Genomic DNA, 20,265 nt, shown 5'->3' with positions numbered 1-20,265 from the left:
AACAGGCAGGAGAACACAATGGTTAAATTTGTCGCGCGTAGATGGATGTTAGCTGCGAGCGTGACGGCAGCCCTGGCTGCTGGCCCCGCGTTCGCTGCCAAAGATGTGGTGGTGGCCGTCGGCTCCAATTTCACCACGCTGGATCCGTATGACGCCAACGACACGCTCTCTCAGGCGGTGGCGAAATCGTTCTATCAGGGTCTCTTTGGTCTGGATAAAGAGATGAAGCTCAAAAACGTTCTGGCTGAGGGGTACACCGTATCCGACGACGGGCTGGTGTATACCATCACGCTCAGAACCGGCGTGAAATTCCAGGATGGTACAGATTTCAATGCGGAGGCGGTAAAGGTTAACCTCGACCGCGCCAGTAATCCGGAAAATAGCCTCAAGCGCTATAACCTCTATAAAAACATCGCCAGCACCAAGGTGGTCAACCCGACAACGGTAAAAATCACCCTGAAAGAGCCGTTCTCTGCGTTTATCAACATCCTGGCGCATCCGGCGACGGTAATGATTTCGCCTGCCGCACTGAAAAAATACGGTAAAGAGATCGGCTTCCATCCGGTAGGGACCGGCCCGTACGAACTGCTCACCTGGAACCAGACCGATTTTGTGAAGGTGAAAAAATTCGCCGGATACTGGCAGCAGGGGTTGCCGAAGCTGGACACCATTACCTGGCGCCCGGTGGTGGACAACAACACCCGCGCGGCGATGCTGCAAACCGGCGAGGCGCAGTTTGCTTTCCCGATCCCATATGAGCAGGCCGCCATTTTGCAGAAAAACAGTAAGCTTGAGCTGGTGGCCAGCCCGTCCATCATGCAGCGCTACATCAGTATGAACGTAACGCAAAAGCCGTTCGATAACCCGAAGGTACGTGAGGCCATCAACTATGCCATTAACCGTCAGGCGCTGGTGAAAGTCGCTTTTGCCGGCTATGCCATTCCGGCGACCGGCGTGCTGCCACCGGCTATCGCGTATGCGCAAAGCTATCAGCCGTGGCCGTACGATCCGGCCAAAGCGCGCGAGCTGCTGAAAGAGGCGGGTTTCCCGAACGGGTTTAGCACCACGCTGTGGTCGTCGCACAACCACAGTACCGCACAGAAGGTGCTGCAGTTCACCCAGCAGCAACTGGCGCAGGTCGGGATTAAGGTGCAGGTCACCGCGATGGATGCCGGACAGCGTGCGGCTGAAGTGGAAGGTAAAGGGCAAAAAGAGAGTGGTGTGCGGATGTTCTACACCGGCTGGACGGCCTCGACCGGTGAAGCCGACTGGGCGTTATCACCGTTGTTCGCTTCGCAGAACTGGCCGCCAACCCTGTTCAATACCGCGTTCTACAGTAACCCGCAGGTGGACAAAGACCTGGCAGATGCCCTGAAAACCACCAAACCGGAAGAGAAGGCCCGCCTCTACAAAGATGCGCAGGATATCATCTGGAAAGAGTCACCGTGGGTGCCGCTGGTGGTCGAGAAACTGGTGTCAGCCCATAACAAAGCGTTGACCGGTTTCTACATCATGCCGGACACCGGCTTTAGCTTTGACGATGCGGATATAAAATAACACTCATGCTGAATTATGTTTGTAAACGCTTGCTGGGGCTTATCCCGACGCTGCTGATTGTGGCGGTGCTGGTGTTTTTGTTTGTCCATATGCTGCCGGGCGATCCGGCGCGTCTGGTTGCGGGGCCTGAAGCGGATGCCACCGTCATTGACCTGGTGCGTAAGCAGTTGGGTCTCGACCAGCCTATGTATATGCAGTTTCTTCATTATATCTGCAACGTTCTGCAGGGCGACTTTGGCACCTCGATGGTGTCACGCCGCCCGGTGTCGGAAGAGATTGCCAGCCGTTTTATGCCAACATTCTGGTTAACGATTGCCAGTATGAGCTGGGCGGTACTGTTTGGGCTGGGGGCCGGAATTGTCGCGGCCGTCTGGCGCAACCGCTGGCCGGATAAGCTCGGTATGGCGCTGGCGGTGACCGGTATCTCTTTCCCGGCGTTCGCGCTGGGGATGCTGCTGATGCAGATCTTCTCCGTTGAACTGGGCTGGCTGCCGACCGTCGGCGCCGATACCTGGAAGCATTACATCCTGCCTTCCATGACGCTGGGGGCTGCCGTTGCGGCGGTGATGGCCCGCTTTACCCGCGCTTCGTTCGTTGACGTACTTAGCGAAGACTATATCCGCACCGCGCGGGCGAAAGGGGTTAGCGAGAAGTGGGTCGTTCTCAAGCACGGGTTCCGCAATGCGATGATCCCGGTGGTAACGATGATGGGGCTACAGTTTGGCTTCCTGTTGGGCGGCTCTATTGTGGTGGAAAAGGTCTTCAACTGGCCGGGGCTGGGGCGTCTGCTGGTCGATTCCGTTGAGATGCGCGACTACCCGGTGATTCAGGCGGAAGTCCTGCTTTTCTCGCTGGAGTTTATTCTTATCAACTTAGTGGTCGACGTCCTCTACGCCGCCATTAACCCGGCCATCAGGTATAAGTAAGATGCGATTGTTAAACTGGCGACGTCAGGCCGTTTTAAACGCTATGCCGGGGCTCAAACCGGAACATATCCGCACGCCGTGGTCCGAATTCTGGCGGCGCTTTCGCCGTCAGCCGGTTGCCATGACGGCGGGGTTATTTGTGCTACTGCTCATCATTCTGGCGATCGTTGCCCCGTGGATAGCGCCGTTTGATGCGGAAAATTATTTTGATTACGACCGGCTGAATGACGGTCCCTCCGTGATGCACTGGTTTGGGGTGGATTCGCTGGGGCGCGATATTTTTAGTCGCGTGCTGGTAGGGGCGCAGATCTCGCTAGCCGCCGGGGTGTTCGCGGTGCTGATTGGCGCGGCCATTGGTACCGTGCTGGGTCTCGTTGCCGGGTATTACGAAGGCTGGTGGGACCGCATCATCATGCGTATCTGCGATGTATTGTTTGCCTTCCCGGGTATTCTGCTGGCGATTGCGGTGGTGGCGATCATGGGCAGCGGCATGGCGAACGTGATCGTTGCGGTGGCGGTCTTTTCCATTCCGGCCTTTGCCCGTCTGGTGCGCGGCAACACGCTGGTGCTGAAAAGGCAGACGTTTATTGAGTCGGCGCGCAGTATGGGGGCCAGCGACGCCACGATCCTGTTCAGCCATATTCTGCCGGGGACGGTGTCGTCGATTGTGGTCTATTTTACGATGCGTATTGGCGTGTCGATTATCTCGGCGGCCAGCCTGTCGTTTCTGGGATTAGGGGCGCAGCCACCGACGCCGGAGTGGGGCGCGATGCTGAATGAGGCGAGAGCAGACATGGTGATCGCGCCGCACGTGGCGATCTTCCCGAGCCTGGCGATTTTTCTGACCGTGCTGGCGTTTAACCTGCTGGGTGACGGGCTGCGCGACGCGCTGGATCCGAGGATTAAGGGGTAGTGGATAAACCTACCCACGGCTCCAAACCTGTAGGCCCGCGCAAGCGAAGCGTTGACGAGCAATGCTACAATCCTACTTTAAAGCGCCGGGCGGCAGTACCGTTCGCCCGGCCTGCGGAGCACACGGGTCCTCAGTATTTCTCCGGCAGCTTAACGATGTTGATCAGCTTGCCGCGGTGCATTTCAATGTATCCCCCCTCTTTTAAACTCGCCAGAATGCGCATCACGCCGCTGCGCGACAGATGAGTTTTATCACGGATATACTTTTCAACGGTGATGTAATTTCTGATCGCGGGTTCTTCATTGAATAACTCTATGAGTTGGAGCCGGATCATGTCATAGGCGGAAGGTGCAGAAAGGTGTTTGCTGTGGACAAATAACCTACCGGCAATGTCCATCATATGCTTTGCCACGTGTTCCCAAAGCTGGTTTGCGCTGACCACTTCGTAAACTGTCGACATTTTAAGAATCGCTATTTCACAGGCGACCAGCGTTTTAATATAACCATCCTGTTGCATCTGCTGTAAATTACCAATACCCACCACACCCGGGGCCGAGATCGTAGATACTGCCAGATCGTCGCTACGACGATAATAAGTCACACGGCCCTTGAGAAGGAGATAACACAAACGTTCCTCGCCAACCTGCATGTACAAATGACGACGGGGTAAAAATTTTTTTACCTCGGCATCGCGTTTCAGGTACTCCATGAGCTCACGGGAATACTGTGATTTGCGTAAAATCGAGGATTGAGATGTTTCTGTTGCCATTTGTCTGCCTGTCAAAAAATGCGTATTTTGTTGACAAGTATAGTTTGTTTTTCGCGTCAGCTCTCAGCGAGATATGGGCGGTAAATCAATACTTTAACGGCAGATGGTTGATGGCGACCAAAATACCCCGATTAACCTCGATATAACCTGCCTGACGCAACTCCGCGAGGATGCGCATGATGCCGCTACGCGAAAGGTAAGTTCGATTTTTAATGTAATTGGCCGCCGTCATGCTAGCGCGGATCCGCTCTGATTCGTTCATCAACTCCAGCAACTGAAAGCGTATGATCTCATACGAGGACATTTGCGATACCAGGGTGCAATGCTCATATACGCGCGAAGCGGTATAAACCAGGACTTTGCACATGCTTTCCCACAGGTTAAAACTCTCAATCAACAGGTTGAAACGTTCAAGTGGTAAACGGCTCATTAGAGCATTCTCATTGACCCGAATATAGAGGTTTTCGGTTTGAGAAAACTGATTGCTCACGCCCAGAATAAAGGTGGCCTGCTCTGAATTTAACACCATACCATCCCCCCTGCGGTTCAGCGTGATGCTTCCCTGATGAAGTAAATAACAGGTTCGTTTATTGCCTGAATAATAACGTAAAATCTCGCCTTTATTAGCCCGAAAGCTTGTCGCAAATGGAGATGTTTGTTCGATTATTTTTTCGATGTCAGCGACGGGTTTTGTCCCCAGTGCAGATGTTATCCCCGGGTTGGTACCGGTTGTGATTTTGGTGTTCATTATCTTAACTCCAGACGATCTTTATACAGGAAAAGATGCACGGAAGATTATTGATCTGATGATCTTATAAATACATATTGTATTGGTGCCATTGTGGACCAGGGTTTTAACAAATATTTAATAAAGGGCGTTGTTCTATTTAAAACGCTTTCACGCGTTAGCTAAATGTTAAGTTTAAAGTCTACGGTTGGCCTAAATTTTATTTGTGCTCTTCGTTTAAGTTCTATAAATTTCGCATCAGCAAGTGAGAGCGTGAAAATAAAGTTATTTGATGAATATCTTTGCTTTCTGCCTGTTGCACAACAGAAATGAAATGACTGGCGCAAAAAAAATATATGGTCATCAGACTGTCTGGATGTTGTCGCCTGAGTTTCGGAAACTTATAGGGTTATTAAGGAAATAAATTTATGAAAAAGAATATTATCGCTGCTGCTATCGTTGCTACCGCTGCGCTGTCTATGTCTAACGCATTCGCTGCTGCGGGCACCGTAAACTTCAACGGTGAAATTCTGGACGCAGCGTGCACCGTTGACGTCGGTTCTCAGAACCAGACCGTTGAGCTGGGCAAATACAACAAGTCTGAATTCACTGCTGCTGGCGACAAGACTGCTGCAACTAAATTTAGCATCGTGCTGAAAGATTGCCCGGCAACCGTAACTTCAGCTGCTGTGCGTTTCGACGGTACACCTGATGCAACTGATTCTACCCTGCTGGCTATCGACAGCTCTGTGGCTGGCGCTGCTACCGGTGTTGGTATCAACCTGATGACAGCTGATAAGGCTCAGTTGCCGCTGCACGGTTCTAACGGCTACAGCTATGCGCTCTCTTCAACTGCTGACAACACCCTGGATTTCTACGCTCAGTACAAATCTACCGTTGCTTCAGTAACTGCGGGTCCAGCTAACTCTGTAGCCAACTTCTCTGTGGTTTACAACTAATTTCCTTTGCCGGAAAACAACAGGGGGCCGGCTTTTAGGCCCCTTTTTTATCGAGGTATAAAATGCACTTTCTGAGTAAATCTTTAATTGCCTGTGCGCTGCTTTCTGCTGGCGTTTCAGCGGCCAATGCCGGAGTGGTAATTGGTGGGACGCGCGTTATTTATGACGGCAATAAAAAGGAATCCTCTATTAGCGTCAATAACCCCGACACGACGCCTTATTTAATTCAGTCGTGGGTCGAAACGCCAAATGGGGGGGCTGAGAAAGCACCTTTTATTATTACGCCACCATTGTATCGCCTGGATAAAGATCAGCAGAACGTGGAGCGTATTGTATTAGCCGGTTCGGTTGCCCAGGATAAAGAGTCGCTGTACTGGCTAAATATTAAAGCCATTCCGGCGGCACCGCGCAAAGACAATAGCCTGCAAATTGCGGTGAAAACCCGCATCAAATTAATTTACCGTCCGGCAGCCTTAAATGGCGTTATTCCTGAAGAATTGGCGGGCAAATTAACCTGGCAGCGCAGCGGTAACCAAATTCAGGTCACCAATCCCACCAACGTGGTAATGAATTTCAACGAAATAAACGTGAACGGTAAAAAACTGGAAAACATCTCTTACGTATTACCAGGTTCCACTGCGCGTTTCGATCTGCCGAAAGGGGTCAGCGGCGGGGCGGTAACCTTCAAAATTATTAACGATTACGGCGGCACCGGAAACGTACATAACGCCACGATGTGATCCGCCCTGGGGTAAAGGACACCTGTTTCGTACCGATGGAGTAAAGATTTGATGAGTAGCCATAAGCAGGAATTATTATTCAAACCTGCACGTCTCGCGTTTTTAATCGCATTTGCTCTGGGGGCGGTTTCAATAACCGCTCATGCTCGCGATTATTTTAACCCTGAACTGATTGAGCTGGATAACCCCGGCATGAAAGGGGCGGATCTGTCAGCGTTTGAGTCAGGTTCTCAGTTACCCGGTACCTATCGCGTCGATATCGTACTTGGCGAACAGGTTGTTGACACCCGCGAGATTAAATTTGACGCGGTGACGGGTGCCGATGGCGAAGCGTCGCTGCAGCCCTGTCTGAGCGTCGCCCAGCTGAAAAGCTGGGGCGTGAAGACCGAGTTGTTCCCGGATCTGGCCTCCGGCGGTGAGTGCGCGAAGTTAAACGCGATCCCCCAGGCCTCTGCGGAGTTTCTTTTCAGCGCCCAGCGTCTGGTGATCAGCATTCCGCAGGCGGCACTCTCCCCGCAGGCGCGCGGCTACGTACCGCCCGAGATGTGGGACGAAGGGATCACCGCCGCGATGCTGAACTACAGCCTCAGTGGATCTAACAACCGGGCACGTAACGGCAATGGCAGCGACAGCAACAGCCAGTACGCCAACCTGCGTCCGGGCATTAATATCGGCCCCTGGCGGCTGCGTAACTACACCACCTGGAGCCGCGACAGCAATGGCAACGACAAGTGGGATACGGTCTATACCTACGGCCAGCGGGCAATTATTCCGCTGAAGGCGCAGCTTACCACCGGTGACAGCTCCTCCCCGGCGGACGTGTTCGACAGTATCCCGTTCCGCGGGGCCCAACTGGCCTCCGATGACGACATGATGCCGGATTCGCTGAAAGGTTATGCGCCGGTAGTGCGCGGTATTGCGCGCACCAACGCGCAGGTGGTCATTCGCCAGAACGGGTATCAGATTTACCAGAGCTATGTCGCACCGGGTGCGTTTGAAATTACGGATATGTACCCGACCGGCGGCGCAGGGGATCTTGATGTCACCGTGAAAGAGAGCGATGGCAGCGAGCAGCACTTCACCGTGGCCTTCGCATCACTGCCGGTGCTGCAGCGTGAAGGGCGCTTCAAGTACGCGATCACTGGCGGTCAGTACCGCTCGTACAACAGCGACGTGGAGAAAACCCCGTTTGCTCAGCTCACCGGCATTTATGGCCTGCCGTATGGTCTGACCCTGTACGGCGGTGTGCAGGAGTCGAGCAAGTATCAGGCGCTGGCTGCGGGTGTTGGTAAAAACATGGGCGACTTCGGCGCGTTCTCCACCGACGTGACCCAGTCGTGGGGCACCCCGAAGGATATGCCGAAGAGCAGCGGCCAGTCGTGGCGGATCCGCTACAGCAAAAACTTTGTTGAGACAGGCACTAACTTTGCCATTGCTGGCTACCGCTACTCTACCAGCGGCTATTACGGTATGCAGGAAGTCATGGACTCCTACGGGGATTACAGTGCACTGCAGGACCGCCGCCGCAATCGCGCCGAGCTGACCATGAGCCAGAACATCGGACAGAATCTTGGTTCGCTGATGCTGAGCGCCGTGCGTGAGGATTACTGGAATTCCGGTAAGACCATGGAGTCCTACAGCGCCGGGTATAACAACGCCTGGAACAGCGTGACCTACGGGATCACCTATACCTATAGCAAAAACGGCAGTAACGATAGCTATGGACACAGAACCAGCTACGACAAGGATCAGCAGATTGCGCTGAACATCAGCGTGCCGATGGAGAAATTCCTGCCACGTACCTGGGCCAACTACAGCATGAACCACAGTAAGAACAATGGTACTACGCACAACGTGGGCCTGAACGGTTCGGCACTGGAGAACAATGCCTTGAACTGGAACGTACAGCAGGGTTATGGCACCGATGGCGTAGGTTATACCGGCAACGCTAACGCTGATTACAAAGGTACCTACGGTGAAGTGACGGCGGGTTACGGCTACGACAAAGACAGCGATCGTCTGAACTACGGTGTGCAGGGCGGGATTATTGCTCATGCCGATGGTGTGACCTTCTCGCAGCCGCTGGGAGAGACCAACGTGCTGGTAAAAGCGCCAGGGGCGAAAGGGGTGGGCATCCAGAACCAGAGCGGGGCGAAAACCGACTGGCGTGGCTATACCGCAGTAAGCAACCTGACGCCGTACCGTAAAAATGACGTTGCGTTGATGACTGAAACCCTGCCGAATGACGTGGAGCTGGAGTTGACCAACAAAACGGTGATTCCAACGCGTGGCGCTGTTGTTCGTGCAAACTTCAACGCAAATATTGGAATGAGAGTGCTCATGAATTTAACCATGGCGGGTGGTCAATTCGTTCCATTTGGCGCTATTGCAACGGTAAAAGACGAAAACAATAAAGCTTTTATTGTAGGTGATAAAGGCCAGGTATATTTAACGGGACTTTCTCAGAAATTCACCTTGAATGTTGTGTGGGGAGATGACATAAAAAGCAAATGTCAAGTGAATTACAATGGTGAGAATCAATCCGGGGAAGGAGTGATAATAATAAATGAAATGTGTCATTAAATATCGTTCACTTCTTTATAAGATAAGGTGCTATATGAAATTATTTAAATTATTTTTGCTAATTACTGGGTTGTTTTCAGGTGTGTCAGGATACTGCTGTAACTATACTTTTATTGGTTCACCTTATACTATTAACTATGGCAGTATCGTCGTTCAACGGGACCTGCCAGTAGGTCAGCCTATTTCTAATGAAATATATGGCAGTCTTGCTCAAGCTTATATATGCCAAACTACTGGCGGAGAGGGGTCAAGTACAGGTATGAAGAGTGTAATACTCCCATATCAATTTACTTCTTCCAGTGGTGTCAGGGTTTATCAAACAAATGTTCCCGGCGTAGGTATATCCTTCGGTTGGTATGAGCAAAGCACAGCAGGCGCAGCAGGATTTACAGGCAATAACTATATTACGACCACGGATACTCAAATTTATTCATGGTCAAGTAACCCTGGCGAATATGATAACTATAAGTTCCAGCCAATTATTCTCTTATGGAAAACAGGGAATATCGCTTCTGGGTCACTATCAGGGCAAATAGCAGCTTTTATTGCATTTACTGCCCAGTTCGGCGGTGGTTCTCAGGTCAGCAATATACCTGTTTATGCTGGCTCAGGAAGTATTATTCAAGTTGCATGTTCTATTACAACACCAAACTTAGTTTTTCCAATTGGTGATGTTCTGGCATCAAGTTTCGGAAGTGCCGTTGGTACTACGCCAGCCAACGCAAGTAATACTCAAAATCTCGGCTTGAATTGTGATGCTGGTGCAAACATTAACGTAGTATTAAATGGAACGCAAAATCCTGACGTTGGAACGACAAGCGTATTGGCCTTAACTAACCAGGGAAGTGCCGATGTGGCTAAAGGTGTTGGCGTGCAGATTTTATATAATGGCAGCCCACTGGTTTTGAATAACCGTATTGTGCTGAAACAATCTTCAGGCGGGCAGGAAACCTTCCCTATTACCGTACGGTATTATCAAACAAAAACAACCGTTACTACTGGGAAGGCTAACGTATCAGCCACGTTAAATCTTACTTATCAATAATAGCAAGGAAAAAATAAAATGAAAAAGTTAAGTGTATTAGCTGCTGTGGCTATGGCCATGATAAACATTAACGCTGTGAGTGCAGCCGATCCGGTAACGTTAAACATTACCGGCAACGTTATTGCCTCTCCTTGTCAGGTCAGCAGCGACAGTATTACGAAATCGGTCGATCTGGGACAAAGTATCCAGGCATCCTCGCTGCAAACCGCAGGCGCGGCCACCGACTGGGTCAATTTTGATATCAACCTGAACAGCTGTCCTGCAGGCACAACGAAAGCCATTATGACCATGCATGGCACCGCCGACCTCTTTAACCCAGCTGATATGTATCGTAACACCGGCACGGCAACGAACCTGGCCGTTCAGGTACAAAGTCAGGCAGGGGATCAGTTGGGAAATACCAAAACTATTTCCGGCACCATCGCCAGTAATGCCTATACCTACAAATTCCGGGCACGCGCTTATACCCAGAATGGCGGCGTGATGCCAGGCAGTATTAGCGCGGTTGTTACCGCAACCTTTGAATATCAATAGCCTGAATGCGCTCCCGCCTGCTGGAGCGCAACGGAGATTTCTCATGCATAAATGTAAATGGCTAACTGGCGCATTCATGATGATGCTGCCATGGCTATCGTTTGCTGATGCGTCGCTGACGTTAAGCGGCCAGGTGGTTGTCAGCCCCTGCACGGTGGATACGGACACGGTCAACAAAACTGTGGATTTAGGCACCCTGCAACGTCGGGATCTGCAAACTGCAGGAGAAGGCGGGGAGTGGCAGGACTTTGACCTGCTGCTCACCAACTGGCCGGCCGGAACGACCAAAGTGAGGGCTACAGTTAGCGGCACGCCCGATCCCCAGGACGCCACCGCATGGAAGAATAGCGGCACCAGCACCAATATGGCGCTGCGCATCGCCAGTCGCGATCGTAGCCAGATAGTGGCACCGGGCGATTCACTGACTCAGAACGTCAACATTAGCACGCGTTCAGCCTCCTTCCCGCTATCGGCCAGAATGTTTACCCCGCAGGGGAGTGCCACCGCCGGGACATTCCAGTCGGTCATGAACGTCGATTTTACCTGGCAGTAGATTACTCCCCGCCAATAAACCTCTGCTATTTATTTACAGGTGCACTATGCCTTATCGTTTACCCTTTGAAAACGCGGTACGTGGAATACGTTTTCAACCTATTTATTCCGTGGCTGAAAAAGTGATTAAAGCGTGGGAAATATTAAGTTTGTTGCAGCCGGGGATTAATCCTGAACAGTACTTTGCTTCGCAAACCGAACAGTCCTGCCTGAATATCCTGTGCTGGCAGTTGCAGATTATTTATAAAATGAAAAACAGGAAACGTTATTATTTAAACGTTCTCGCCAGACTGCTCTGCTCTTCAAAGGTTATTGAACAACTTCTCCCGTGGCTGCGGGAGGGGATTGTTCTTGAAGTGCAGGATCCGCACGGCTTTATTTCGCTGTCACGTGTCGAGCGCCAGGCGTTTTACGCCCATACCAGGATGATCAAATCCATGGGTGCAGAGCTGTGGCTGGATGATGTTTTGCCAGCGCAGTGCAGCGATTTAGCCAACGAATTGGCGCGATTCGACGGGGTTAAAATTGATAAGAGCGTAGTACTGTTAGAGCCTTCATCCTTAACCCCGCTTATTGTAGAGTGCTCCCGATACGTTCAATTTGTGCTCGTGGAAGGGGTGGAAAATAGCCAGCATTATGACATAGCCGAACAGAGTGGAAGCCATTTTCTTCAGGGGTTTATGTGGCCTGAAGAGCAATTCTATATCAGCTATACAGCGGTTTGAACATGCTAAAGATTTTGATAAAGGAGCCAGACCTCCTGTTTCGAAGAGGTATGAAGTACTTCCTTAGCGATTTTTTCTGTAAGCGGTTTGAACGTCACGTTGAATTTACCACCGACTATACATCGGATAATATTGCTACCGCCGATGTGATTATTCTTTCGCTTTGCAATGGTGAACGTTACATCTGTCTTCCGGAGCTACGCGCGCGGCAAAAGGGTATAATAATTGGTTTAGTAGATGAAGAGGATGATTCCAGAATTTCACCATCCTGCTTTGTCGATATAGTCTATATCCTGCGGCGCGAACCGCTGAGTGAAATTACGCGAAAACTTACTGTCGCCTGGAGAAAATGGATAGAGATTCAGGAATTTCAAGGATATAAATCGTGCTTCGGGTGTAAACATGTTTCGCTATCTCTCACCCAGCTTGAAATAATCACTGGATTGAATAGAGGATATTCGTTTCAGGAGATCGCGACAAAGATGAATATCACCTATAAGACAGTTACAGCTCATAAATATTTGATCATGCGAAAATTTTGCTTGAGAAATGATTATGACCTGTTTCGCTTTTTAGGCAGGCTGAACCAAAAAAGCGCAATCTAATTATTACAGCAAACGCCTCAACAAAAGCATAGACAATCTGCCGTTGCGCTGCCACCTTCGCGCGTTTGCGGTCATTGTACTATCCTGACCGCAAGAGCTTATCGGGACCGGGTTATGCCCGATAAGCGCTATGTCATCAGTGGTTATTCTGTGGGATGATTAAACCCGGCTACCCCACAAATCATACTCGTCCGCGTTTTCAACTTTCACGCGAATAATATCACCCGGTTTAACGTTCGTTTCGCCGTTCAGGTAGACCGCACCGTCGATTTCAGGGGCATCCGCCATGCTGCGGCCAATTGCGCCTTCTTCATCAACTTCGTCGATGATGACCATGATCTCGCGACCCACTTTTTCCTGCAGACGCTCGGCAGAGATCTGCTGTTGCAGCTGCATGAAGCGGTTCCAGCGCTCTTCTTTTACCTCTTCCGGCACCTGATCCGCCAGCTCGTTGGCGGTTGCGCCTTCTACCGGGCTGTACTTGAAGCAACCTACACGGTCCAGACGCGCTTCTTTCAGGAAGTCGAGCAGCATCTGGAAGTCTTCTTCGGTTTCACCCGGGAAGCCGACGATAAAGGTGGAACGCAGGGTCAGTTCCGGGCAGATTTCACGCCACTGCTTGATGCGTGCCAGCTGGCGATCAACGGAGCCAGGACGTTTCATCAGCTTCAGAATGCGTGGGCTGGCGTGCTGCAGTGGGATATCCAGATACGGCAGAATTTTGCCTTCCGCCATCAGCGGGATCACGTCGTCAACGTGCGGATAAGGGTAGACGTAATGCAGACGTGTCCAGATACCCAGTTTAGAAAGTTGTTCGCACAGGCCCACCATGCTGGTTTTCACCGGCTCGCCGTTGTGGAAACCGGAGCGGTGTTTGACGTCCACGCCGTAGGCCGAGGTGTCCTGGGAGATGACCAGCAGCTCCTTCACGCCCGCGTCAGCCAGACGTTTCGCTTCCGCCAGCACTTCACCAATTGGACGGCTTACCAGATCGCCACGCATGGACGGGATAATGCAGAAGGTGCAGCGGTGGTTGCAGCCTTCAGAAATTTTCAGGTACGCATAGTGACGCGGGGTCAGCTTCACACCCTGTTCTGGCACCAGGCTCAGGAACGGGTTGTGTTTTGGTTTTGGCACGTAGTGATGAACATGTTCCAGCACCTGCTCGTAGCTGTGCGGGCCGGTGATCTCAAGCACTTTCGGGTGCACTTCGCGGATCTGATCCTCTTTCGCGCCCAGGCAGCCGGTCACAATCACTTTGCCGTTTTCAGTCAGGGCTTCACCGATGGCTTCCAGCGACTCCTGAACCGCGCTGTCGATAAACCCGCAGGTATTAACGATTACCATATCGGCGTTGTCGTAGCTTGGCACCACGTCATAGCCCTCGGTGCGCAGTTCGGTCAGGATACGTTCGGAATCCACCAGGTTTTTCGGGCAGCCCAGGGAGACAAAGCCGATTTTCGGCTGGTGCGTAACATTGCTCATAGGTTAAAAATTCATCAATTATGGAGTTATCAGGGCGGGATTTTACAGCGTATCGCGGGGGATTTATACACTCTTTGCAAGGTGGATGCGGTTGGCTGGTGTTGTAACATTGTAAATGATGTTAATCAGTTATGTTTTATTGATCTGAGGCATTAAACTGTACAAAAAATAACCTTATTCTGAATGTGCAAAATGGCTGACAGAGGAGGAAAGAGAATGTCCGTTGACAGACTGAAACGCGATCTGCTGAACAAGCTGATCAACGCCCGAATCGACCTGGCCGCGTACCTGCAGTTGAGGAAGGCAAAAGGGTATATGTCAGTCAGCGAAAGCGAACATCTGCGTGATAATCTGTTTGAACTATGTAATTTTATGCGTGAAAAAGCACCGACCCTGAAAGCGGAATACTGCGAAAGTGAGCTGATAGCGCTCCGTCGCGCCGCTGAGGTGCTCTCCATTGCAGGGGTGTGCCTGATGAACGGACGCCACGACTGCCCGAATTTTATCGCTGTTAACGCGGAGAAGCTTGAAAACTGCCTGACAACGCTCTCTCTTTGCATCATGTGTCTGAACGAGCACGAGAAGCTCGAACAGTCCTGAATCGGGGGGAGGCAACTCCCCCTTCTGATTAAGCTTTTGTAAAAGTGATAACGTGCCCGGGCGTTATGGCTAACCTTTAAGCCATATGCCGTTAAAGGAGCGCGTTATGCCTCGATCCTCGTTGATTTTCCTGCCTGCGTTGTTATTTTCATTTTCTCTTCTTGCTGCACCGGTCGCGGTCAACGTCGAGGTGTTACAAAACAGACTCGATCATCCCTGGTCTCTGGCGTTTCTGCCGGGTAATAAAGGGCTGCTGGTGACCCTCAGGGGAGGTCAACTCAAACACTGGCAGGCCGGGAGCGGGCTTTCCGCTCCGATTGTCGGCGTGCCGAAGGTATGGGGGAACGGGCAGGGAGGATTGCTGGACGTGGCTCTCGCCCCGGATTTTGAAAAATCGCGCCGCGTCTGGCTAAGCTTCGCCGAAGCCGGGGAGGACGGCAAAGCCGGAACGGCGGTGGGCTATGGTCGCCTGAGCGACGATCTTTCACGTATTGACGGTTTCCAGGTGGTTTTCCGCCAGATGCCGAAACTCTCTACCGGTAACCATTTTGGTGGGCGACTGGTGTTCGATGGTAAAGGCTATCTCTTTATTGGGCTCGGTGAGAATAACCAGCGACCGACGGCGCAGGAACTGGATAAACTGCAGGGCAAAGTGGTACGCCTGACGGAAGACGGCAAAGTGCCTGCGGATAACCCGTTCGTGAACATCTCTGGCGCGCGGCCTGAAATCTGGTCCTACGGCATTCGTAACCCGCAGGGGATGGCGATGAATCCCTGGAGCGACACGCTGTGGCTTAACGAGCATGGTCCGCGCGGCGGAGATGAAATCAATATCCCGGAGAGAGGGAAAAACTACGGTTGGCCGCTGGCGACGCACGGTATCAACTACAGTGGCCTGAAAATCCCGGAAGCTAAAGGTGAGCACGTTGAGGGAACCGAAAAACCGCTGTTTGTCTGGAAAGTCTCACCCGCCGTGAGCGGTATGGCGTTCTACAACAACGACGTTTTTCCACAGTGGAAAAACAAACTGTTTATCGGCGCACTGAAGGAAAAAGACGTGATTGTGCTGAGCGTGAGCGGCAATAAAGTGACGGAAGACGGGCGGATTTTGGGCGACCGGGATCAGCGTATCCGTGATGTGAGGGTGGGACCGGATGGGTATCTGTATGTCCTGACCGATGAGACGGACGGGAAACTGCTGAGAGTCAGCCCGTCCGGAACATAATCAGGTTACCGGGATCATCACGACGTTACGGTATGCCGGTCGATCGCTAAGCTGCTTTAACCAGCGCTCAAGGTGAGGGCGCGGCGTCCACTTCAGGCCCATGTTGGTCAGGTTCCAGACGAACGGCGCGACGGCGATATCGCCTGTGCCAAATGCGTCACCGGAGAACCATTTGTGCTTCGCCAGTTCGTCATCCATCATGGCAAACAGGTTTTCACAGGCATCCTGTGCGGCATGGATGGCGGGGTAGTCACGTTCGGCTTCTGGTGTTCTGATCAGTCCCATCAGGATCACGCGATGGGTTGGCGAAAGCGTCTGATTCGCCCAGTCCATCCACTTTTCACCCTGAGCACGACGAGCCGGGTTTTCTACCCACAGACGGCCCTGGCCGTACTGAGCCGCAAGGTAACGCACAATCGTGTTGGACTCCCAAAGCGTCGCGTCTGTTTCATCATCGCGCAGCAGCGGCACCAGGCCATTCGGGTTCATGGCCAGATAGTCGGCCTCTTTGTTCACACCAAACGATAACCCAGCCATGATTTGATTGAACGGTAAATCCAGCTCCTCCAGTGTCCAGAGTACTTTCTTAACGTTGGTCGAATTGTTCCTGCCCCACAGCGTAATCATATTTACTCCCGATGAGATGTGAATCCGAGTCAGCTTATTGCCATGGTGAGATAAACCTAACAATTACGCAACAGAAGACAAAAAAATCGCCTGAATCAAAGCGTATCTGAATGTTATTGCATAAACTTTAATAACTTTACCCTCGTTGGGTTTCTTTAACGGTTTTAGTGCGCTATTACTCATCGCTTCTTGCGACACGGTGATGTGACGTAATTTTTGAATGGACACTCGGGTGGCATTTATGACGCGAAAAATGACTTCTCTGCGCAGCCTTGCGACAGGCTCTGCGCTCCTTTTCCTGTTTGCACCAACTCTCTACGCAGCTGAGCAGGCTGCGCCCGAAGCGCCGCCGGTGGACGCGCGCGCCTGGATCCTGATGGACTACTCCAGCGGTAAAGTGCTGGCGGAAGGCAATGCGGATGAGAAACTCGATCCAGCCAGTCTGACCAAAATAATGACCAGCTATGTGGTCGGCCAGGCGTTAAAAGCAGGCAAGATCAAGCTTGATGATATGGTCACCATCGGGAAGGACGCCTGGGCGACTGGCAACCCGGCGCTGCGGGGGTCATCAGTGATGTTCCTCAAACCAGGCGATCAGGTTTCCGTTTCTGATTTGAATAAAGGGGTAATTATCCAGTCCGGTAACGATGCCTGTATCGCGCTGGCAGATTATGTCGCCGGCAGTCAGGATTCATTTATCGGCTTGATGAATGGCTATGCGCAAAAGCTGGGCCTGACCAACACCACCTTTAAAACCGTTCACGGTCTTGATGCGCCGGGCCAGTTCAGTACCGCTCGTGATATGGCGCTGTTGGGTAAAGCGCTGATCCACGACGTGCCGGATGAATACGCTATCCATAAAGAGAAAGAGTTTACCTTCAATAAAATTCGTCAACCGAACCGCAACCGCCTGCTATGGAGCAGTAACGTCAACGTGGACGGGATGAAGACAGGTACCACTGCCGGGGCGGGATACAACCTGGTGGCCTCCGCAACCCAGGGCGACATGCGTTTGATCTCGGTGGTACTGGGTACCAAAACCGACCGTATCCGTTTTAACGAATCAGAAAAATTACTGACCTGGGGATTCCGCTTCTTTGAAACCGTGACGCCGATTAAACCGGATGCCACGTTCGTCAGCCAGCGCGTCTGGTTTGGTGACAAGAACGAAGTGAATCTGGGGGCCGGTGAGGCTGGGTCGGTGACCATTCCACGCGGTCAGCTTAAAAACCTGAAAGCCAGTTATACCCTGACCGAACCGCAGCTCACCGCGCCGCTGAAAAAAGGCCAGGTGGTGGGGACGATTGATTTCCAGCTTAACGGCAAGTCGATTGAACAGCGTCCGCTGATTGTGATGGAGGCGGTCGAAGAGGGCGGCTTCTTCAGCCGGATGTGGGATTTTGTATTAATGAAATTCCATAGCTGGTTTGGCAGCTGGTTTAGCTAAGTTTTTTGCCGGGTGGCGCTGCGCTTACCCGGCACAACCTCAATACATCAACTTCACCTGCTGCGCCTTCGCATGGGCGACTATCTCATCATCCGGACGGCAATCGCTGACGATGGCATCAAACTGCGCCAGCTCCCCCATTCTTGCCGAACGCACCTTGCCAAACTTGCTGTGGTCCACTACCAGGACATGATACTGCGCCGCGCTTAACGCCCAGTGTTTCACCGGTAATTCTTCCAGATTAAAGCAGGTCGCGCCCTGGCGCACATTGACGCCTGCTGCGGAGTAAAACGCGATATCCGGGCACAAATTACTGAGCGTGTCCTGGAGATTAAGCGGTTTAAAAATGGCATTGCTGGCGTGAAATTCACCGCCGCAAAGGATCACCCGACACTCGGGTTTCTCCTGAAGCGCCAGAAAGGTGTTCAGCGAATAACACACGGCAGTGAAAGGAATGCTGCTGTCGATGGCTTCGATTATCCACGGTGTTGTCGTGCCGCAGTCAAAAAACAGCGTCTGATGCGGCTGTACCAGCGAAGCCGCCAGCCGGGCGGCTTTACGTTTTTCTTCAACCAGGCGCGTTTTTTGATCGCTAATCAGGTAGTGGCTGGCACTGCGTGGCTCCAGCACAATATACCCACCCAGCAGCACGACGGGCGCGCTATCGCTGTTCAGATCACGACGAATGGTCATCTCGGAGACGCCAAGCAGCGTGGCAGCCTCTTTCAGATGCAGTTTATCGCTGCGCTTCAGCGCCTGTAGCAGCTGAGCTATGCGGTCATCGCGTCGTGTTTCCATAGAACCTCATCGTGGAAAAAGTGAACCCCCGCAGGGCGGGGGTCCAAGTGTAACCTGTTGGGCCAGGGTTAGTCACGCACCCAGCCTTTGCGGATCGGGATCGCAAAGAGGATACGATAGAGGTGGGAGATCCCACGGTAGAGCGCCTCACCAAAGAGGCTCCACAGGATCGCTGCACTTACGCAACCCATCAGCCCCACCAGGAAACCGCCAACCATATCAAGCGGCCAGTGCACGCCCAGGTAAACACGCGACCAGGCGATAGCTGCCGCCACCACCATCAGCAGTGCACCAGACCACAGGCGATGCCAGAACAAGAATGCCAGTGCAAAGGTGAAAATCACCGTGCCGTGGTCGCTCGGGAAGGAGTCATCAGGCGAATGATGCAGGAAGGTATAGCCAGCGTGGGCAACAAAAGGACGATCGTGCGGGAACAGATGCCCCAGTGCAAAACTCATCAGTACGCTTACCGCAAGGGCCATCGCGACTTTGATAACCAGTTGACGCTGCGCGACGACCTGATTGCGCGGGCCCCATAACCAGAGGATCACGGCCAGCACTGGCACGATACTGATCAGATCCTTGGCAAAAAAGGTGGCGATATCAATCATCCACTCTGGCGATGCCGGGGTGGCGTTGATCAGATAAAACAGTCCATAGTTCAATTGCTCTAACATAACGTCGTTACTCTTTAGCAAACCGGGTGGAAACAAGGCCATAGACCACCACCTGGGAAAACCAAACCCACCACCCAGCCCACAGGTTGTGAGATAAGAAATGTGCGCCTCGCATCACCTGGCCATAACCCATCACCAGGCCTAACACCACGCCAAGTACGACAAAGGACCATGCCAGACGTGGACGCTCGCGCCAGAAGGCAAAAAACAGGCCCATGACCATAAAGCCACTGGACGCGTGACCGCCGGGGAAACAACGCCCGGGACCGCTGTCTGCAGGGACGGAACTGAACAGGGGATAAGAAATAGCCTTACCGCCATATTCCACCAGATCCCACGGGCAGCTGTGATGGCTTACGCTTTTCAGTACGCCAACCACCAGCGCGCCAAGTCCCATCAACAACGCAGCCGTAACCAGTCTTGTGTTACGCGTGTAAGCGCCGTAAAACAGCGCCACGGCACCTAAGGCGATGGCGATATACTTCGCCATGCGGTGGTTCAGCAGATCCAGCAGATGGTCTTTCTGCAGCGGGAAACTCTGTGTCGCCGCGTCGTACCAAAAGCCGGTCACCCATTTGTCGAGCGTTTCATCGCGGGATAACCACGTAAACAGCACGGCAAGGGCTATCAGGACCAGAAGCTGGTAACCATAAAAGCGGGCCGGTAAGCGGTAAAGTTGTTTTGTCTTATTTGTCTGTAAGTTAGATAATTCTGAACGGCTGGAAGTGAGTGCCATAATCTGGGGTCGTTGACGAATAATGGGGCTATCAT

Annotated in this window: 21 protein-coding genes; 14 read left to right on the top strand and 7 right to left on the bottom strand. The window is 52.2% G+C overall.

Translation table 11 applies throughout. From position 1 onward, the window contains the following. Positions 1 to 18 precede the first annotated feature (18 nt). Genes gsiB through gsiD form a run of 3 tightly spaced genes read left to right on the top strand, consistent with a single transcriptional unit; the run spans position 19 to position 3,396 of the window. Positions 19 to 1,557, top strand: a complete 1,539-nt coding sequence (gene gsiB, locus WB237_RS09965; protein WP_336212699.1) for a glutathione ABC transporter substrate-binding protein GsiB — start codon at positions 19 to 21, stop codon at positions 1,555 to 1,557. Positions 1,558 to 1,562: 5 nt separating this feature from the next. Continuing rightward, positions 1,563 to 2,483, top strand: coding sequence for a glutathione ABC transporter permease GsiC (gsiC, locus tag WB237_RS09960; RefSeq protein ID WP_336212697.1), 921 nt, complete (start codon positions 1,563 to 1,565; stop codon positions 2,481 to 2,483). Position 2,484: 1 nt separating this feature from the next. Further along, a complete protein-coding gene (gene gsiD, locus WB237_RS09955) occupies positions 2,485 to 3,396 on the top strand; it encodes a glutathione ABC transporter permease GsiD (protein WP_336212695.1) in 912 nt (303 codons plus the stop codon). Positions 3,397 to 3,526: 130 nt separating this feature from the next. Here gsiD and WB237_RS09950 read toward each other — a convergent pair whose 3' ends face one another. Together WB237_RS09950 and WB237_RS09945 are read right to left on the bottom strand one after the other, a co-directional pair. Further along, positions 3,527 to 4,165: a winged helix-turn-helix transcriptional regulator gene (locus WB237_RS09950; RefSeq protein ID WP_336212693.1), complete on the bottom strand. Its 639-nt coding sequence runs from the start codon at positions 4,163 to 4,165 to the stop codon at positions 3,527 to 3,529. An 85-nt stretch (positions 4,166 to 4,250) separates the two neighbouring features. Beyond that, the gene (locus WB237_RS09945) at positions 4,251 to 4,913 is read right to left on the bottom strand and encodes a winged helix-turn-helix transcriptional regulator (RefSeq protein ID WP_336212691.1); all 663 of its coding nucleotides are present in this window, start codon (positions 4,911 to 4,913) and stop codon (positions 4,251 to 4,253) included. 407 nt (positions 4,914 to 5,320) lie between these two features. On the opposite strand from WB237_RS09945, the gene WB237_RS09940 reads away from it, so the two are divergent. The 8 genes from WB237_RS09940 to WB237_RS09905 all read left to right on the top strand — a co-directional run bounded on the left by WB237_RS09940 (position 5,321) and on the right by WB237_RS09905 (position 12,635). Then, positions 5,321 to 5,851: a fimbrial protein gene (locus WB237_RS09940; protein ID WP_336212689.1), complete on the top strand. Its 531-nt coding sequence runs from the start codon at positions 5,321 to 5,323 to the stop codon at positions 5,849 to 5,851. A gap of 62 nt (positions 5,852 to 5,913) precedes the next feature. Beyond that, entirely contained in the window at positions 5,914 to 6,591 is a 678-nt protein-coding gene (locus tag WB237_RS09935; protein ID WP_336212687.1) for a fimbrial biogenesis chaperone, read from the top strand. A gap of 51 nt (positions 6,592 to 6,642) precedes the next feature. Continuing rightward, the gene (locus WB237_RS09930) at positions 6,643 to 9,174 is read left to right on the top strand and encodes a fimbria/pilus outer membrane usher protein (RefSeq protein ID WP_336212685.1); all 2,532 of its coding nucleotides are present in this window, start codon (positions 6,643 to 6,645) and stop codon (positions 9,172 to 9,174) included. A gap of 34 nt (positions 9,175 to 9,208) precedes the next feature. Then, positions 9,209 to 10,219 (top strand): fimbrial protein, encoded by a 1,011-nt coding sequence (locus WB237_RS09925; protein ID WP_336212682.1) that lies wholly within the window; start codon positions 9,209 to 9,211, stop codon positions 10,217 to 10,219. Between the two features lie 18 nt (positions 10,220 to 10,237). Then, positions 10,238 to 10,753 carry a fimbrial protein gene (locus tag WB237_RS09920; RefSeq protein ID WP_336212680.1) on the top strand — a complete coding sequence of 172 codons (516 nt, stop codon included), beginning with the start codon at positions 10,238 to 10,240 and terminating at the stop codon, positions 10,751 to 10,753. A 43-nt stretch (positions 10,754 to 10,796) separates the two neighbouring features. Further along, a complete protein-coding gene (locus tag WB237_RS09915) occupies positions 10,797 to 11,306 on the top strand; it encodes a fimbrial protein (protein WP_336212678.1) in 510 nt (169 codons plus the stop codon). A 46-nt stretch (positions 11,307 to 11,352) separates the two neighbouring features. Next, positions 11,353 to 12,030, top strand: a complete 678-nt coding sequence (locus tag WB237_RS09910; RefSeq protein ID WP_336212676.1) for an EAL domain-containing protein — start codon at positions 11,353 to 11,355, stop codon at positions 12,028 to 12,030. 2 nt (positions 12,031 to 12,032) lie between these two features. Continuing rightward, complete coding sequence (locus tag WB237_RS09905; RefSeq protein ID WP_336212674.1) at positions 12,033 to 12,635, top strand: helix-turn-helix transcriptional regulator; 603 nt, start codon at positions 12,033 to 12,035, stop codon at positions 12,633 to 12,635. Between the two features lie 159 nt (positions 12,636 to 12,794). On the opposite strand, the gene rimO is transcribed toward WB237_RS09905, so the two are convergent. After that, positions 12,795 to 14,120 (bottom strand): 30S ribosomal protein S12 methylthiotransferase RimO, encoded by a 1,326-nt coding sequence (gene rimO, locus WB237_RS09900; RefSeq protein WP_128347870.1) that lies wholly within the window; start codon positions 14,118 to 14,120, stop codon positions 12,795 to 12,797. A 216-nt stretch (positions 14,121 to 14,336) separates the two neighbouring features. On the opposite strand from rimO, the gene bssR reads away from it, so the two are divergent. Then, entirely contained in the window at positions 14,337 to 14,720 is a 384-nt protein-coding gene (gene bssR, locus WB237_RS09895; protein ID WP_336212671.1) for a biofilm formation regulator BssR, read from the top strand. A gap of 106 nt (positions 14,721 to 14,826) precedes the next feature. Then, positions 14,827 to 15,945 (top strand): PQQ-dependent sugar dehydrogenase, encoded by a 1,119-nt coding sequence (locus WB237_RS09890; protein WP_336212669.1) that lies wholly within the window; start codon positions 14,827 to 14,829, stop codon positions 15,943 to 15,945. Here WB237_RS09890 and WB237_RS09885 read toward each other — a convergent pair whose 3' ends face one another. Then, positions 15,946 to 16,572 (bottom strand): glutathione S-transferase family protein, encoded by a 627-nt coding sequence (locus WB237_RS09885; RefSeq protein ID WP_028019335.1) that lies wholly within the window; start codon positions 16,570 to 16,572, stop codon positions 15,946 to 15,948. Between the two features lie 241 nt (positions 16,573 to 16,813). Here WB237_RS09885 and dacC point away from each other — a divergent pair, with 241 nt between their 5' ends. After that, positions 16,814 to 18,019 (top strand): serine-type D-Ala-D-Ala carboxypeptidase, encoded by a 1,206-nt coding sequence (gene dacC, locus WB237_RS09880; protein ID WP_128347873.1) that lies wholly within the window; start codon positions 16,814 to 16,816, stop codon positions 18,017 to 18,019. 39 nt (positions 18,020 to 18,058) lie between these two features. Here dacC and deoR read toward each other — a convergent pair whose 3' ends face one another. From deoR to WB237_RS09865, 3 genes are all read right to left on the bottom strand, one after another. Next, on the bottom strand, positions 18,059 to 18,817 hold the full coding sequence (gene deoR / locus WB237_RS09875) for a DNA-binding transcriptional repressor DeoR (protein ID WP_336212665.1): 759 nt from the start codon (positions 18,815 to 18,817) through the stop codon (positions 18,059 to 18,061). A gap of 68 nt (positions 18,818 to 18,885) precedes the next feature. Then, the gene (gene ybjG / locus WB237_RS09870; RefSeq protein WP_336212663.1) at positions 18,886 to 19,494 is read right to left on the bottom strand and encodes an undecaprenyl-diphosphate phosphatase; all 609 of its coding nucleotides are present in this window, start codon (positions 19,492 to 19,494) and stop codon (positions 18,886 to 18,888) included. Between the two features lie 7 nt (positions 19,495 to 19,501). Further along, a complete protein-coding gene (locus WB237_RS09865; protein WP_336212661.1) occupies positions 19,502 to 20,230 on the bottom strand; it encodes a phosphatase PAP2 family protein in 729 nt (242 codons plus the stop codon). Between the last annotated feature and the right edge of the window lie 35 nt (positions 20,231 to 20,265).

Origin of the sequence: Enterobacter sp. P82 (assembly GCF_037053385.1) — a bacterium.
In the GTDB taxonomy this organism is placed as follows: domain Bacteria; phylum Pseudomonadota; class Gammaproteobacteria; order Enterobacterales; family Enterobacteriaceae; genus Enterobacter.
Note: the sequence above shows the minus strand (reverse complement) of the source record. Positions and strands in the feature narration are given on the sequence as shown.

Excerpts from the sequence above, each read along its gene's own strand:
- WB237_RS09885 (WP_028019335.1), bottom strand. The coding sequence starts at position 16,572 with ATGATTACGCTGTGGGGCAGGAACAATTCGACCAACGTTAAGAAAGTA.
- WB237_RS09905 (WP_336212674.1), top strand. The coding sequence starts at position 12,033 with ATGCTAAAGATTTTGATAAAGGAGCCAGACCTCCTGTTTCGAAGAGGT.
- WB237_RS09865 (WP_336212661.1), bottom strand. The coding sequence starts at position 20,230 with ATGGCACTCACTTCCAGCCGTTCAGAATTATCTAACTTACAGACAAAT.
- WB237_RS09890 (WP_336212669.1), top strand. The coding sequence starts at position 14,827 with ATGCCTCGATCCTCGTTGATTTTCCTGCCTGCGTTGTTATTTTCATTT.
- WB237_RS09910 (WP_336212676.1), top strand. The coding sequence starts at position 11,353 with ATGCCTTATCGTTTACCCTTTGAAAACGCGGTACGTGGAATACGTTTT.
- WB237_RS09940 (WP_336212689.1), top strand. The coding sequence starts at position 5,321 with ATGAAAAAGAATATTATCGCTGCTGCTATCGTTGCTACCGCTGCGCTG.
- WB237_RS09915 (WP_336212678.1), top strand. The coding sequence starts at position 10,797 with ATGCATAAATGTAAATGGCTAACTGGCGCATTCATGATGATGCTGCCA.
- ybjG (WP_336212663.1), bottom strand. The coding sequence starts at position 19,494 with ATGTTAGAGCAATTGAACTATGGACTGTTTTATCTGATCAACGCCACC.
- WB237_RS09920 (WP_336212680.1), top strand. The coding sequence starts at position 10,238 with ATGAAAAAGTTAAGTGTATTAGCTGCTGTGGCTATGGCCATGATAAAC.
- WB237_RS09930 (WP_336212685.1), top strand. The coding sequence starts at position 6,643 with ATGAGTAGCCATAAGCAGGAATTATTATTCAAACCTGCACGTCTCGCG.
- dacC (WP_128347873.1), top strand. The coding sequence starts at position 16,814 with ATGACGCGAAAAATGACTTCTCTGCGCAGCCTTGCGACAGGCTCTGCG.
- gsiB (WP_336212699.1), top strand. The coding sequence starts at position 19 with ATGGTTAAATTTGTCGCGCGTAGATGGATGTTAGCTGCGAGCGTGACG.
- WB237_RS09925 (WP_336212682.1), top strand. The coding sequence starts at position 9,209 with ATGAAATTATTTAAATTATTTTTGCTAATTACTGGGTTGTTTTCAGGT.
- deoR (WP_336212665.1), bottom strand. The coding sequence starts at position 18,817 with ATGGAAACACGACGCGATGACCGCATAGCTCAGCTGCTACAGGCGCTG.
- WB237_RS09950 (WP_336212693.1), bottom strand. The coding sequence starts at position 4,165 with ATGGCAACAGAAACATCTCAATCCTCGATTTTACGCAAATCACAGTAT.
- rimO (WP_128347870.1), bottom strand. The coding sequence starts at position 14,120 with ATGAGCAATGTTACGCACCAGCCGAAAATCGGCTTTGTCTCCCTGGGC.
- WB237_RS09935 (WP_336212687.1), top strand. The coding sequence starts at position 5,914 with ATGCACTTTCTGAGTAAATCTTTAATTGCCTGTGCGCTGCTTTCTGCT.
- gsiD (WP_336212695.1), top strand. The coding sequence starts at position 2,485 with ATGCGATTGTTAAACTGGCGACGTCAGGCCGTTTTAAACGCTATGCCG.
- WB237_RS09945 (WP_336212691.1), bottom strand. The coding sequence starts at position 4,913 with ATGAACACCAAAATCACAACCGGTACCAACCCGGGGATAACATCTGCA.
- gsiC (WP_336212697.1), top strand. The coding sequence starts at position 1,563 with ATGCTGAATTATGTTTGTAAACGCTTGCTGGGGCTTATCCCGACGCTG.
- bssR (WP_336212671.1), top strand. The coding sequence starts at position 14,337 with ATGTCCGTTGACAGACTGAAACGCGATCTGCTGAACAAGCTGATCAAC.